General features: G+C 66.8%; 13 protein-coding genes. 8 read left to right on the top strand and 5 right to left on the bottom strand.

What is annotated here, in order from left to right:
- Window positions 1–3 precede the first annotated feature (3 nt).
- From tolR to ACT535_RS20375, 4 genes are all read left to right on the top strand, one after another.
- On the top strand, window positions 4–462 hold the full coding sequence (gene tolR / locus ACT535_RS20390; protein WP_029557868.1) for a protein TolR: 459 nt from the start codon (window positions 4–6) through the stop codon (window positions 460–462).
- 12 nt (window positions 463–474) lie between these two features.
- On the top strand, window positions 475–1,419 hold the full coding sequence (locus ACT535_RS20385; protein WP_476365812.1) for a hypothetical protein: 945 nt from the start codon (window positions 475–477) through the stop codon (window positions 1,417–1,419).
- A 190-nt stretch (window positions 1,420–1,609) separates the two neighbouring features.
- Window positions 1,610–2,902, top strand: coding sequence for a Tol-Pal system beta propeller repeat protein TolB (gene tolB, locus ACT535_RS20380; RefSeq protein ID WP_168457007.1), 1,293 nt, complete (start codon window positions 1,610–1,612; stop codon window positions 2,900–2,902).
- A gap of 151 nt (window positions 2,903–3,053) precedes the next feature.
- Window positions 3,054–3,842: an inositol monophosphatase family protein gene (locus ACT535_RS20375; protein WP_476365811.1), complete on the top strand. Its 789-nt coding sequence runs from the start codon at window positions 3,054–3,056 to the stop codon at window positions 3,840–3,842.
- A 35-nt stretch (window positions 3,843–3,877) separates the two neighbouring features.
- On the opposite strand, the gene mutL is transcribed toward ACT535_RS20375, so the two are convergent.
- Window positions 3,878–5,725 carry a DNA mismatch repair endonuclease MutL gene (mutL, locus tag ACT535_RS20370; RefSeq protein WP_476365962.1) on the bottom strand — a complete coding sequence of 616 codons (1,848 nt, stop codon included), beginning with the start codon at window positions 5,723–5,725 and terminating at the stop codon, window positions 3,878–3,880.
- A gap of 197 nt (window positions 5,726–5,922) precedes the next feature.
- Between mutL and map the strand changes: the two genes are divergently transcribed.
- Together map and radC are read left to right on the top strand one after the other, a co-directional pair.
- Entirely contained in the window at window positions 5,923–6,750 is an 828-nt protein-coding gene (map, locus tag ACT535_RS20365; RefSeq protein ID WP_168456357.1) for a type I methionyl aminopeptidase, read from the top strand.
- A 9-nt stretch (window positions 6,751–6,759) separates the two neighbouring features.
- The gene (radC, locus tag ACT535_RS20360) at window positions 6,760–7,464 is read left to right on the top strand and encodes a RadC family protein (RefSeq protein WP_168456356.1); all 705 of its coding nucleotides are present in this window, start codon (window positions 6,760–6,762) and stop codon (window positions 7,462–7,464) included.
- A 23-nt stretch (window positions 7,465–7,487) separates the two neighbouring features.
- Here the strand turns inward: radC and ACT535_RS20355 are convergent, their stop codons facing one another.
- From ACT535_RS20355 to petA, 4 genes are all read right to left on the bottom strand, one after another.
- On the bottom strand, window positions 7,488–8,024 hold the full coding sequence (locus tag ACT535_RS20355) for an adenine phosphoribosyltransferase (protein ID WP_168456355.1): 537 nt from the start codon (window positions 8,022–8,024) through the stop codon (window positions 7,488–7,490).
- 172 nt (window positions 8,025–8,196) lie between these two features.
- Complete coding sequence (locus ACT535_RS20350) at window positions 8,197–9,042, bottom strand: cytochrome c1 (RefSeq protein WP_168456354.1); 846 nt, start codon at window positions 9,040–9,042, stop codon at window positions 8,197–8,199.
- Window positions 9,043–9,062: 20 nt separating this feature from the next.
- On the bottom strand, window positions 9,063–10,337 hold the full coding sequence (locus tag ACT535_RS20345; RefSeq protein ID WP_476365810.1) for a cytochrome b: 1,275 nt from the start codon (window positions 10,335–10,337) through the stop codon (window positions 9,063–9,065).
- Window positions 10,338–10,374: 37 nt separating this feature from the next.
- A complete protein-coding gene (gene petA / locus ACT535_RS20340) occupies window positions 10,375–10,902 on the bottom strand; it encodes a ubiquinol-cytochrome c reductase iron-sulfur subunit (RefSeq protein ID WP_168456352.1) in 528 nt (175 codons plus the stop codon).
- Window positions 10,903–11,366: 464 nt separating this feature from the next.
- Here petA and ACT535_RS20335 point away from each other — a divergent pair, with 464 nt between their 5' ends.
- Window positions 11,367–12,566, top strand: a complete 1,200-nt coding sequence (locus tag ACT535_RS20335; RefSeq protein WP_476365809.1) for a beta-1,3-glucanase family protein — start codon at window positions 11,367–11,369, stop codon at window positions 12,564–12,566.
- A gap of 42 nt (window positions 12,567–12,608) precedes the next feature.
- A complete protein-coding gene (locus tag ACT535_RS20330; protein ID WP_476365808.1) occupies window positions 12,609–13,073 on the top strand; it encodes a tRNA (cytidine(34)-2'-O)-methyltransferase in 465 nt (154 codons plus the stop codon).
- Window positions 13,074–13,132 lie beyond the last annotated feature (59 nt).

Genomic DNA, 13,132 nt, shown 5'->3' with positions numbered 1-13,132 from the left:
ACCATGGGCATGTCGGGCGGAGGGGCGGCAGGATGGCAGAGCCGGCGCTCGCGTCGGCGCGCCGCCCCGGTCATGGCCGAAATCAACGTGACGCCCATGGTGGACGTCATGCTGGTGCTGCTCATCATCTTCATGGTGGCGGCGCCGCTGCTGACGGTGGGCGTGCCCATCGACCTGCCGCAGACGCAGGCGAGCGCGGTGAACCAGGATAACAAGGAGCCGATCACCCTCTCGGTTCGGCCCAACGGCCAGATCTATCTCGGCGACAGCGAGATCAAGTACGAGGATCTGGTCTCGAAGTTGCAGGCGGTGACGCAGGCGCGCGGCGGCTTTGAAGAGCGCATCTTCGTGCGCGGCGACAAGAACGCCAATTACGGACAGATCATGCGGGTCATGGGCCGCCTTTCAGGGGCGGGTTTCAAGAAGGTGGCACTGGTCACCGAAGTTGAGCAGGGGGGCTGAACCATCAATCCCATGCGCAGCAGCCTCGCGGCATCGACGGCGCTCCATGTGGGCGTGCTCGCTTTGACCCTGGTGTCGTTCTCCGGGGTGAAGACGCTTGACCCGATGACCGAGACGGTGCCGGTGGATGTGATCTCGGCCTCCGACTACACCAAGCTCACGCGCGGCCTCACCAGCGGGCAGAAGACAGAAAAGCCCAAGCAGGTGGCCGAGAAGGTCGCCCCGCCCACGCCGGTGGAAGACCCCAAGCTCAAGGCCTCCGAGAAGCCGCCGGTGGAGGCCACCACCCCACCCCCGCCGCCCCCGCCGCCGCCACCCCAGAAGGCGGAGCAGCCGACGCAGCAGAAGGCCGAGCCGGCGCCGCCGCCCAAGGAGACGGCGGAGGTCGCCCTCAAGTCCGAGCCGAAGAAGCAGGAGCAGCCGCAGGATCAGGCGAAGGCGGAGGCCGCCCCGCCGCTGCCGCCGAAGAAGCCTGCGCCGCCGCGCGAACAGCCGAAGCCCATCGAGGCCAACACGCCGACGCGCGACTTCAACACCGACCAGATCAAGCAGCTCATCGACAAGCGCACGCCCACCCGCCAGGTGGCGAGCGCAGGCGAGATATCGAACACCTCCTCCATCGGCGTGCCGAGCGGGCAGGCCGCGACGCTGAGCGTGAGCGAGATCGACGCCTTCAAGCGCCGGCTGCGCGATTGCTGGACCGAGATTCCCGGCAACCTGAACGCACCGACGCTGGTGGACGTGGATATCTATTTCAACCAGGACGGCACGCTTTCGGCGGCTCCGCGGGTGATTCCGGGGCAGTCCGGCGCCTCGAACCCCACCTTCCAGAACGTGGCGAGCATCGGCGTGCGCGCCATCACCCAGTGCCAGCCCTACAAGATGTTCCGGCCTGAGAAATATGCCCAGTGGAAGACCCTCGGCATCACCCTCAGCGACAAGATGTTCAGCCAATAGCAGGGCCGGCGCCCCCGGTTCGCCGGCAGGCGGCGCCGCCCGGCCCCAAGAGAACGAGGATAAAATGACGCGGTCCGGACGCCCGGAAGTCTCCCAGCGCCCACATGATGACGTTCACGCCGGCCCCTCCCCGGCCGACGGTGGGCTCGCGCGCGGCCTTGCTGGGGGCTTTGGCCGCCGTGCCTTCCTGATGACGGGCATGGCTGCCGGCGCCGCCGGGATGCTGCACGCCGGATTCGGCCCGGCCCATGCGCAGGCGGCGCGCATCGAAATCACCCCCGGCGCCTTCAAGCCTATTCCCATCGCCATCACCGACCTGCTCGGCGAGCCGGAGCTGGGGCGCAACATCTCCGGCGTCATCACCTCGGACCTGCGCCGCTGCGGCCTGTTCGCGCCCATCGATCCGAAGGCGTTCGTCGAGCAGATCACCAATCCCGATACGCCCCGCTTCCAGGACTGGCGTGTCATCAACGCCCAGGCCCTGCTCACCGGGCGCGTCACGCGGCAAGCGGACGGACGGGTGCAGGTGGTGTTCCGCCTGTGGGATGTGTTCGCCGGCCAGCAGCTCGCCGCCCAGCAGTTCGTGGCCCAGCCGGAGAACTGGCGTCGCATCGCCCACATCGTCGCCGACGCCATCTATGAAAAGATGACGGGCGAGAAGGGCTACTTCGACACCCGCATCGTCTTCGTGGACGAGAGCGGGCCGAAGGAGCGCCGCATCAAGCGCCTCGCCATCATGGACCAGGACGGCGCCAACGTGAGCTACCTCACGCGCGGCGACAGCCTGGTGCTGACCCCGCGCTTCTCGCCGACCAGCCAGGAAATCACCTACATGTCCTACGGGCAGGGTGATCCCCGGGTGTTCCTGCTCAACATCGAGACCGGCCAGCGGGAAATCGTCGGCAATTTCCCCGGCATGAGCTTCGCGCCGCGTTTCGCGCCGGATGGCCAGAAGGTCATCATGAGCCTCCAGCAGGGCGGCAACTCGAACATCTTCGTCATGGACCTGCGCTCGCGCGCCACCACCCGCCTTACCGACACGGCGGCCATCGATACCGCCCCCTGCTATTCGCCAGACGGGCGGCAGATCTGCTTCGAGAGCGACCGTGGCGGTACCTCCCAGATCTATGTGATGAACGCGGATGGCTCCGGCGCCAAGCGCATCTCTTTCGGAAACGCCCGCTATTCGACGCCGGTCTGGTCTCCGAAGGGCGACTGGATCGCCTACACCCGGCAGGCGGAAGGCCGCTTCGCCATCGGCGTCATGCGCACCGACGGCTCCGGTGAGCGTGTGCTGACAGAGGGTTACCACAACGAGGGGCCGACCTTCTGCCCCAACGGCCGCGTGCTCATGTTCTTCCGCGATCCGGGCGGCGCCTCCGGCCCCTCGCTCTATACCGTGGACGTGACCGGCTACAACGAGCAGCGCCTGCCCACCCCGAGCTACGGCTCGGACCCGGCCTGGTCGCCGCTGCGTTCCTGAGCTTAGCTGGCTACCTCCATCTTCTATCGGGGCGCGGCCGAACGCGCCTTGACGGGGGCAGCCAAGGCGGGCAAACGCAGGTTCAATCGCTTTCCCTGCCCGCTGCCCCGGCGCCGGGCGCGCCGGCTTTCGGCCTCACGTCAGGTTTTTCATGATCCGCTCGCCCCTCATCACCGTCATGGTCCAGGCCGTCCGCAAGGCCGGGCGCACGCTCGCCCGCGATTTCGGCGAGGTGGAGCAGCTTCAGGTCTCCATGAAGGGTCCCGGAGACTTCGTCTCCGCCGCCGACCGCAAGGCCGAGGACACCCTCTTCGCCGAACTGTCGCGCGCCCGGCCGAACTACGGCTTCCTGATGGAGGAACGCGGCGCGGTCGAAGGATCGGATCCGGCCAACACCTGGGTGGTGGACCCCCTCGACGGCACCACCAATTTCCTGCACGGCATCCCCATCTTCTCCATCTCGCTGGCGCTGGTGCGCAACGGCGTGCCGGTGGCGGGGGTGATTTACAATCCCGTCAGCGACGAACTCTACGTGGCCGAGAGCGGTCAGGGCGCCTATCTGAACGAGCGGCGCATCCGCGTCGCCGCGCGGCGCAAGCTCGCCGAGTGCGTGGTATGCTGCGGCGTGCCCCACATGGGCCGGGGCGACCACGCCCAGTTCAACCGTGAGCTTGAACTCGTTCAGCCGCAAGTCTCCGGCATCCGCCGCACCGGCTCCGCCGCCATCGACCTAGCCTGGACCGCGGCCGGCCGCTTCGACGCCTTCTGGGAGCGCAACCTGTCGCCGTGGGACATGGCGGCGGGCATCATCCTGGTGCGCGAGGCGGGCGGCTATGTCTCGGACATGGACGACAACGACAAGATGCTGGACAACGGCCACATCATGGCCGGCAACGAACTGATCCGCCGCGACCTGCAGAAGCTGCTGAAGAAGGCCTGAGGCGCGCGCGGGTTCCTGCACGCTCCCTTCTGGCCCTACCGCCGCGCGAACAGCTTCTCAACGTCCTTCAGCGAGAGCGTGACAAAGGTCGGCCGGCCGTGGTTGCACTCGCCCGCATTGGGCGTCTGCTCCATCTCGCGCAGCAGCGCATTCATCTCCTCGACCCTGAGGCGACGCCCGGCCCGCACCGAGCCGTGGCAGGCCATGGTGGCGGCGACGTGCAGCAGGCGCCGTTCCAGCGGCAGCGCATCGTCCCACTCGGCGGCATGTTCGGCGAGATCGGTGACGAGGCGGGTCACGTCCGCGTCCTTCAGCAAGGCCGGCACCTCGCGCACCAGCACCGCGCCGGGTCCGAAGGGTTCCAGCACCAGCCCCAGAGTGGCGAGGTCGGCCGCGCGCTCGGTGAGGCGGTCGGCGTCGGCCGGGTCGAGGTCCACCACCGCCGGAATCAGCAGCCCCTGCCGCGCCACGCCGTCGCGCTCCATGGCCGCCTTGAGCTTCTCGTAGACCAGGCGCTCATGGGCCGCGTGCTGGTCGATGAGGACGAGCCCCTCGCGGGTCTGGGCGACGATATAGGTCTCGTGCAGCTGCGCGCGGGCCGCGCCCAAAGGCCTGTCGAGATCGACCGCCGAGACGGGCGCAGCATCGGGGCGGGTATCGGCCGACGGCTCGGCGATATCGAGGCGCACCTGCTCCTCGCCGGATCGGAAGGCCTCGGGGCGGGCCGGCGATTGCCGCCAGTCGTAATCGAGCCGCGGCGCCGGACGGAAGCCGGCGAAGGCCCCGCCGCGCTCCGGCTCCGCAAGACCGGAAGCTGCCCGAGAGGGAAGGCTGGGCGTCTGCGCCAACGCCACGAGGCGGTCCGCCATGCTGGCGGCAGTCGAGGGGATGCGGGCGGCCAGCGCATCGGAGAGGGTCCGCACGATGAGCGCCCGCACGTTGCCGCCGTCGCGGAAGCGCACCTCGGTCTTGGCGGGATGGACGTTCACGTCCACGTCGCGCGGATCGAGGGTGAAGAACAGCGCCAGCATCGGGTAGCGGTCGGACGGCAGCAGGTCCGCATAGGCCGCGCGTACCGCGCCCATCAGCAGCTTGTCGCGCACCGGGCGGCCGTTGACGAACAGATACTGGCTCAGCGAATTGGCCTTGGAGAAGGTCGGCAGGCCGGCGAGGCCATCGAGCCGCACGCCCTCTCGAACGCCGGTGACGGCGATGACATTGCGCCCCGCATCGGCGCCCAGCACGTCCGCGAGCCGTTGCGCCCGGCCGGCTTCATCGTCTGGACGGGCGGGGAACGTGACGGGGGCGCGTTCATCGGTGGCGAGGGTGAAGGCCACGTCCGGCCGGGCGAGCGCCAGGCGCCGCACCACGTCCGCCGCGGCCGCGCCCTCTGCACGATCCGATTTCAGGAACTTGAGACGGGCGGGCGTCGCATAGAAGAGGTCGCGCACCTCCACCCGCGTGCCCCCACCCAGCGCCGCCGGACGGGGCGGCGTCACCACCCCGCCATCCACCCGCACCTCGAAGGCATGGGCGGCGCCCGGCGGGCGGCTCGCGATGGAAAGATGGGCCACGGCGCCGATGGACGGCAGGGCTTCGCCCCGGAACCCGAGGGTGGCGATGGCCAGAAGGTCCTCGCCGGACAGCTTGGAGGTCGCGTGGCGTTCCACGCACAAGGCGAGATCGTCCGGCCCCATGCCCGAGCCGTCGTCCGAGACGCGCACGAGCCGCCGTCCGCCGCCCTGGATCACCACCTCGATGCTGCGCGCCCCGGCGTCGAGCGCGTTCTCCACCAGCTCCTTCACCACGGCAGCCGGCCGCTCCACCACCTCGCCGGCGGCGATGCGGTCGATGAGAACGGGGGGAAGACGGCGGATGGACATAGCACTCATCACGATTCGGATCGGCCGATCTTACCGGCTGGCGCCAGCCGCGCGAAATGCCCGCAAACCGGCCCAAGGGCACGCTTCCGACGGGCGCGCCCCACGGTCGAGCTTGCTTTGACGCCGGCAAGGACTAATTGTGTAGTCTGAATTCCGAGATTGGGACGGCTCCGCGCGCCGTCCGCGAAGGCAGTGTCATGAACTATGTTGAGGCGGCCAATGCGCCGCTGCGCAAGACCGGCCATATCAAGCTCTATGGGCCGGCAGGCTTCGAGGGCATGCGGCGGGCCGGCGCGCTGACCGCCCAGGCGCTCGATGCCGTAGCGGAAATGATCGGGCCGGGGGTGACGACCACCGCCATCGACCAGCTCATCTTCGACTTCGCCATGGACCATGGCGCCTATCCCGCCACCCTCATGTACCGCGGCTACCGCTATTCGGTCTGCACCTCGGTGAACCACGTGGTGTGCCACGGCATGCCCAACGCCCGGCCGCTGCGCGACGGCGACATCGTGAACGTGGACGTGACGCTGGTGCTGGATGGCTGGTACGGCGATTCGAGCCGCATGTTCCCCGTGGGTGCCATCCCGCGCCGGGCGGAACGGCTGCTGGACGTGACCTATGAGTCGATGATGCGCGGCATCCGCGCCATCCGTCCCGGCGCGCACGTGGGCGACATCGGCGCCGCCATCCAGGAATTCGTGGAGCCGCAGCACATGAGCGTGGTGCGCGACTTCTGCGGCCACGGCGTGGGCCAGGTGTTCCACGACGAGCCCAACATCGTGCACGTGGGCCGGCGCGGCGAGGGGCCGAAGCTGGTGCCGGGCATGATCTTCACCGTGGAGCCGATGATCAACCTCGGCCGCCCGCATGTGAAGGTGCTCTCCGACGGCTGGACCGCGGTGACGCGGGACCGTTCCCTCTCGGCCCAGTTCGAGCACGCGGTGGGCGTGACGGAGACGGGCGTCGAGATCTTCACCCTGAGCCCCAAGGGCTATCACAAGCCGCCTTACGTCACCGCCTGAGGGAGCCGGATGGCCGAAGCGCCGGAAGACGGCCTGAACGAGGCGCCCCATTTCCATGGGCATCGCGACCGGCTTCGCGCGCGCTTCCGCTCCGCCGGCGCGCAGGCGCTGGCGGACTATGAGCTTCTGGAGCTGGTGCTGTTCCGCGCCGTGCCGCGACGGGACGTGAAGCCCCTCGCGAAAGCCCTCGTGGACCGCTTCGGCTCGTTCGCGGAGGTGGTCGCCGCGCCGGTGCAGCTGCTGGCCGAGGTGCCCGGCGTGAAGGACGCCATCATCACCGAGCTGAAGGTGGTGGAAGCCGCGGCCCAGCGCCTCGCCAAGGGGCAGGTGAAGCGGCGCCCGGCACTCTCATCCTGGAGCGCGGTGATCGACTATTGCCGCACGGCCATGGCCTATGCCGACCGCGAGCAGGTGCGAGTGCTCTTTCTTGACAAGCGCAACCAGCTGATTGCCGACGAGGTGCTGCAGACCGGCACCGTGGACCACGCACCCGTCTATCCCCGCGAGGTGGTGAAGCGGGCGCTGGAGGTCTCAGCCTCCGCCCTTATCCTCTGCCATAATCACCCCTCGGGCGACCCCACCCCCTCGCGCGCCGATATCGACATGACCAAGCGCATCATCGATGTGGCCAAGCCCCTCGGCATCGAGGTGCACGACCACATCATCGTCGGCAAGGACGGACACGCGAGCCTCAAGGGGCTGCGACTGATCTGAGGCAGCCGGATCCATGGATCGGATCAGTGGCCCTCGAAGGCCACCAGCGTGCGGACCGCGACGCCCAGCCCCCGCAGCTTCTCGGCGCCTCCGAGATCCGGCAGATCGACGATGAAGCAGGCGGCCTCGACCACGGCACCGCAGGTCTGAAGCAGCTTCACCGCGCCGGTAGCGGTGCCGCCTGTGGCGATCAGGTCGTCGACCAGCAGCACCCGCTGGCCTGGGACGATGGCATCCACGTGCATCTCGATCTCGTCCTCGCCATATTCGAGGGCGTAGGCCATGCGCACCGTCTGGTGGGGCAGCTTGCCCTTCTTGCGGATGGGCACGAAGCCGGCCGAGAGCTGGTGCGCCACCGCGCCGCCGAGGATGAATCCGCGAGCCTCGATGCCGGCCACCTTGTCGATCTTCGCACCCGCCCAGGGCTGCACCAGCTCGTCCACCGCCCGGCGGAAGGCGCGGGCGTCTCCCAAAAGGGTGGTGATGTCGCGGAACAGGATGCCGGGCTTCGGATAGTTCTCGATCGTGCGGATGGACGCGGCGAAATCGGCAGGGGTCATGACAAGCTCCGGTTTGGCGGAGAAGCTAAGGCGCCATCGGTGCGGGGGAAAGCGGCGTGGCGGCTGAAAGCGCGGATGCCGCGCAGTCGTGATCGCCAGGGGCCGGCACGAAAAAGGGCCCCTCTCGGGGCCCTTGATCGTTCGATCAGGAGATCGTGCCGACGCGCGCGGTTCAGTGCGCGACGTTCGACCAGACCTTCTTCTTGGTGAAGTACAGCAGGCCGCCGAGCACGATCAGGAAGATCATCACCTGGAAGCCGATGCGCTTGCGCTGGTCGAGGTGCGGCTCGGCCACCCACATCATGAAGGCCGCCACATCCTGCGAATACTGGTCCACCGTCTGCGGCGAGCCGTCGGTGTATTCCACCTGGCCGTCGCTGAGGGGCTTCGGCATGGCGATCTGGTTGCCAGGGAAATACTCGTTGTAGTTCAGGCCCGGCTGCACATGAACGCCGGCCGGCGCCTCTTCGTAGCCGGTGAGCAGCGCGTGGATGTAGTCCACGCCGTGCTCCTGGTACTGAATGAAGGCATCGGTGATGAAACCCGGGAAGCCGACGTGGTAGGAGCGGGCCTTGGCCAGCACCGAGAAGTCCGGCGGCAGGGCGCCGCCGTTCGCGGCGCGGGCGGCGTTGTCGTTCGGGAACGGCGCCGGCCAGTGATCGGACAGGCGCCCGGGACGCTGGAACATGTCGCCGGAGTCGTTCGGTCCGTCGGTGATCTGGTACTCGCTCGCCACCTGCTTGGCCTGCGCCTCGGTGAAGTGCGGGCCGCCCTCCTGGGCGAGGTTGCGGAAGTACAGGTAGTTGGCCGAGTGGCACGCGGCGCAGACTTCCTTGAACACCTTGAAGCCACGCTGCAGCTGGCCCTGGTCATACATGCCGAACGGGCCGGCGAAGGACCACGACATGCGATGCGGACGCGGCTGGGCGTGGGCATTCTCGGCCTGGGCGCCGGTGGCGCCCAGGGTCATCAGCAGGGCCGCCGCGACGGCACCGAAGAGAGAGCTACGAATGGTCATTGCTGTTCTCTCCGCGCCGATCACTTGGTCTCGGGACCGGCCGCCCCGGCGACCACTACCGCTGCGCCCTTGGACTTCGCGAGCACGGCATCCGCGATGGACGCCGGCACGGGCTTGGGGCGCTCGAACAGGCCGAGCAGCGGCAGGATGACGAGGAAGTGGATGAAATAGTAGGCCGTCAGGATGCGCGAGATGATGAGCGCGCCGCCCTCGGCGGGCTGGGAGCCCATATAGCCGAGGAGGACGGCAACCACCGCGAACACCCAGAAGAACTGGCGGAAAAGCGGACGATACTTGGCCGAGCGCACCTTGGAGGTGTCGAGCCAGGGCAGGAACGCCAGCACTGCGATCGCCGCGAACATGGCGAGCACGCCGCCGAGCTTGTCCGGGATGGAGCGCAGGATCGCGTAGAAGGGCAGGAAGTACCATTCAGGCACGATATGCGCCGGCGTGGAGAGCGGGTTGGCCGGGATATAGTTGTCCGAGTGGCCGAGGTAGTTCGGGATGTAGAAGATGAACCAGGAGAAGAAGATCAGGAACACCACCATCGCGAAGATGTCCTTGATCGTCGCGTAGGGGGTGAAGGGCACCGAGTCCTTCGACACGTTCTTGATGTCCACGCCGTCCGGGTTGTTCTGGCCCACGTGGTGGAGCGCCCAGATGTGGAGGCCGACCACGCCGGCGATCATGAACGGCAGGAGATAGTGCAGCGAGAAGAAGCGGTTCAGCGTGGGATCACCCACCGAGTATCCGCCCCACAGCCACTCCACGATCGTGGTGCCGACCCAGGGGATGGCCGAGAACAGGTTGGTGATGACGGTCGCGCCCCAGAACGACATCTGGCCCCAGGGGAGCACGTAGCCCATGAAGGCGGTCGCCATCATGAGGAGGTAGATGATGACGCCGAGGATCCACAGCACCTCGCGGGGGGCCTTGTAGGACCCGTAGTACATGCCGCGGAAGATGTGGATGTAGACCGCGATGAAGAACATCGAGGCGCCGTTGGCGTGGATGTAGCGGATCAGCCAGCCGTAGTTCACGTCGCGCATGATGTGCTCGACGCGGGCGAACGAGACCGGAGCGTAAGCCACATAGTGCATGGCCAGCACGACGCCGGAGACGATCTGGCAGACGAGCATGAAGCTCAGGATCGCGCCGAAGGTCCACATGTAGTTCAGATTCTTCGGCACCGGATAGGCGATGGCCGAGGAATGGATCAGCCCAACGATCGGCAAGCGGCTCTCGAACCACTGCGCGACCTTCCCCTTGGGCTGGTAGGTGGAATGTCCTTCCATGAGTCCAACCTTTTTGAAAGCGGCGACGATGCGCGCGTCAGCCGATCACGATCTTGGTGTCGGTGGTGAAGGCGTAGGGCGGCAATTCGAGATTGAGCGGTGCCGGTCCCTGCCGGATGCGGCCGGAGGTGTCGTACACCGAGCCGTGGCAGGGGCAGAACCAGCCGTTGTACTGGCCCTGGTGGCCGAGCGGCACGCAGCCGAGGTGGGTGCAGATGCCGATCACCACCAGCCACTGATCCTTGCCGGCCTTCACGCGCGCCGAATCGGGCTGCGGATCCTTGAGGTCGGACAGGGGGGTGTCCACGGCCGCCTTGATCTCCGCCGGGGTGCGGTGGGAGATGAAGATCGGCTTGCCGCGCCACTGCACCGTGACGATCTGGCCTTCGGCGATGGGAGAAAGGTCCACCTCGGTGGTGGACAGCGCGAGCACGGACGCGTCGGGCTGAAGCTGGGAGATGAAGGGCCACGCCATGGCGGCGGCACCGACGGCGCCGACGGCACCGGTTGCGATGTAGAGGAAGTCCCGACGCGTCGTCGTGTCCGACGTCTCCGTATGTGCCACGGCGCAGTCCCCGATAATGTTGTCGTCCCGATGCACGAACCCTAGCCGCCGGCCTCAGAAACCGCCGGCTACAGGCCGCACGCAACAGCGCGGCCGCATGGACATGCGCGCCGCCAATTTCAAGCGCCTCTAATTGCACCCTAGCCCCATCTTGTCCAGATCATGGCGATGCGGCACGCGGTCCTGCACTGCGACAGATCCGTGTCGTTGCGCAACGTCAGGCTGGAGACCTGATCCGCCGGGGGTATGACCGGGGCGCTCCACGGCCGCGCTTGCGAATTCCGGCGGTCCCGCCACCCGACTTATGGTTAAGATCAAGCATTGCACTACCTTCCTCTGATCGCTAGCTTTGCAGTGCTTTCTTTTGGCGCATTCTGCCTCGTCCCGCCCGCGTAGGCCCCACCCGCCCGGACCGCGAAAGGGAGTGTGCCGCACGCACAACATCGACTTGGGGGAGATACTCGATGGCAAAACGCGTTCTGGCCTGCCTCGCGGCAGTGGCCGGCATCGGCGCGGCGGGGGCCGCCCATGCCCAGACCGTCCCGGTGACGATCATCAACAAGACCGGCATCACCGGAAAGATGTTCATTACGGTGTACGGACAGGAGCTGGATGGAAAATCCTACGTCTACTTCGATGCCGCCGGAAACAAGAAGACCTTCTCGAGCGCCAACCCCACGCCCACCGACTACGGCTTCAACACCACGGGCAACTCGATCACCTTCAAGGTGCCGCAGGCCGTTTCGGGTCGCGTTTACGTTTCGTTCTGCCAGCCGGCTTACATCACGGTCGGCCTGAACGGCAACAAGATTTACGCGCCGAATACGCCGGCGCCTTGGTCGCCGTCCGACAAAAACTACAACACCGTAATTGACTATGCTGAGTTCAATTACAATAACGCGGCCACGCCACCTTTCGACGTCGACATCACGCAGGTGGATACGCTCGGTATCCCAATGCAGTTGAACCTGAAGAGCGCCAGCCAGAACCTGACGTCCGGCTTCAACAACGCCACGTCGGGCCCGACAATCCTTGCCAGCCTCTCTGCGGCGCCGTGGAACAAGCTGATCGTCCGGGACAGCAAGAAGCGTGCGCTTCGCGTGCTTATTCCCGAAAAGGCCATGATTCTCCCGTCGAGCGATCCAAACTATTTTCCGAATACATTTCTGGACAATTACATCGATCGAGTCTGGACGAATTTTGCTCAAGCCGGAAAAAGCTTTACGCTTACGAGCGGAAATAAGACCTATACAGGCACCATCGTTAAAAATCAGCTTCAGCTGAAGCCCACATCGGGGAACTCCGCGACTTTCGGCAAGCCGAGCACGCTGTATGCTTGGCAGAATGGGGCGCCGGTCGTGTCCGACGGCGGAAATCCCGTTGGCGACCTCCAGCGTTACATCCAGGCGGCTCTCCTGCGCTCGATCTTCCTGACGAACAAGGATATTTCAGCTTGCCCGGTGAAGAACGCCTATACGCAGATGCCGGTGAACCTCTATGCAAGCACCATGCACGCCAATTCGATCCGTGGCGGCGCCTATGCATTCGCTTATGACGACGTGTGCGAGAACAGCAGCAACATCGGCCTGGCCAATCCCACCCAGCTGACGATCACACTGATGCCGCTTGATACGACCTGGTCCAAGATGACCTGCAGCAACTGACCTTAAGACCCGCTCCGGCGGCGTCCCCGCCGGAGCTTCGCCTTGACCCTGCGCCTCGCCCTTTATTGCCCGGACATCGCGCAGAACGCCGGTGCCATCCTGCGCACCGGCGCCTGCCTGGGGGCGGAGGTGCATATCATCGAGCCTGCGGGCTTCCCGGTGGGCGATGCCGGGTTTCGCCGGGCGGGGATGGACTATATCGACCAGGTGGTCTGGCGGCGGCACGCCTCGTTCGCCGCCTTCGATGAGAGCCGGCGCGCCGAGGGCCGCCGCCTCGTGCTCCTCACCACCGCCGGCGCCGAGCCGCTGTTCGGCTTCTCCTTCCGGAGCGACGACGTGATCCTGTTCGGCCGCGAATCCGCCGGCGTGCCGCCGGACGTGCATGCCGGTGCGGACGCGCGCGTCCGCATTCCCATGCGGCCGGGCGTGCGTTCGCTCAATGTGGCGGTCAGCGCCGGTATCGTCCTCGCCGAGGCCCTGCGGCAGACGGGCGGCCTGCCCGCCTGAGCTTTCTTCCGCCGCAGGGAGGCGATAGAAGCGCCGCCACGACAGAACACCGAAGGCGG

This window comes from Xanthobacter sp. DMC12 (assembly GCF_056314105.1).
The sequence above is the reverse complement of the archived record's forward strand: the minus strand, read 5'-3'. Positions and strand labels throughout refer to the sequence as shown.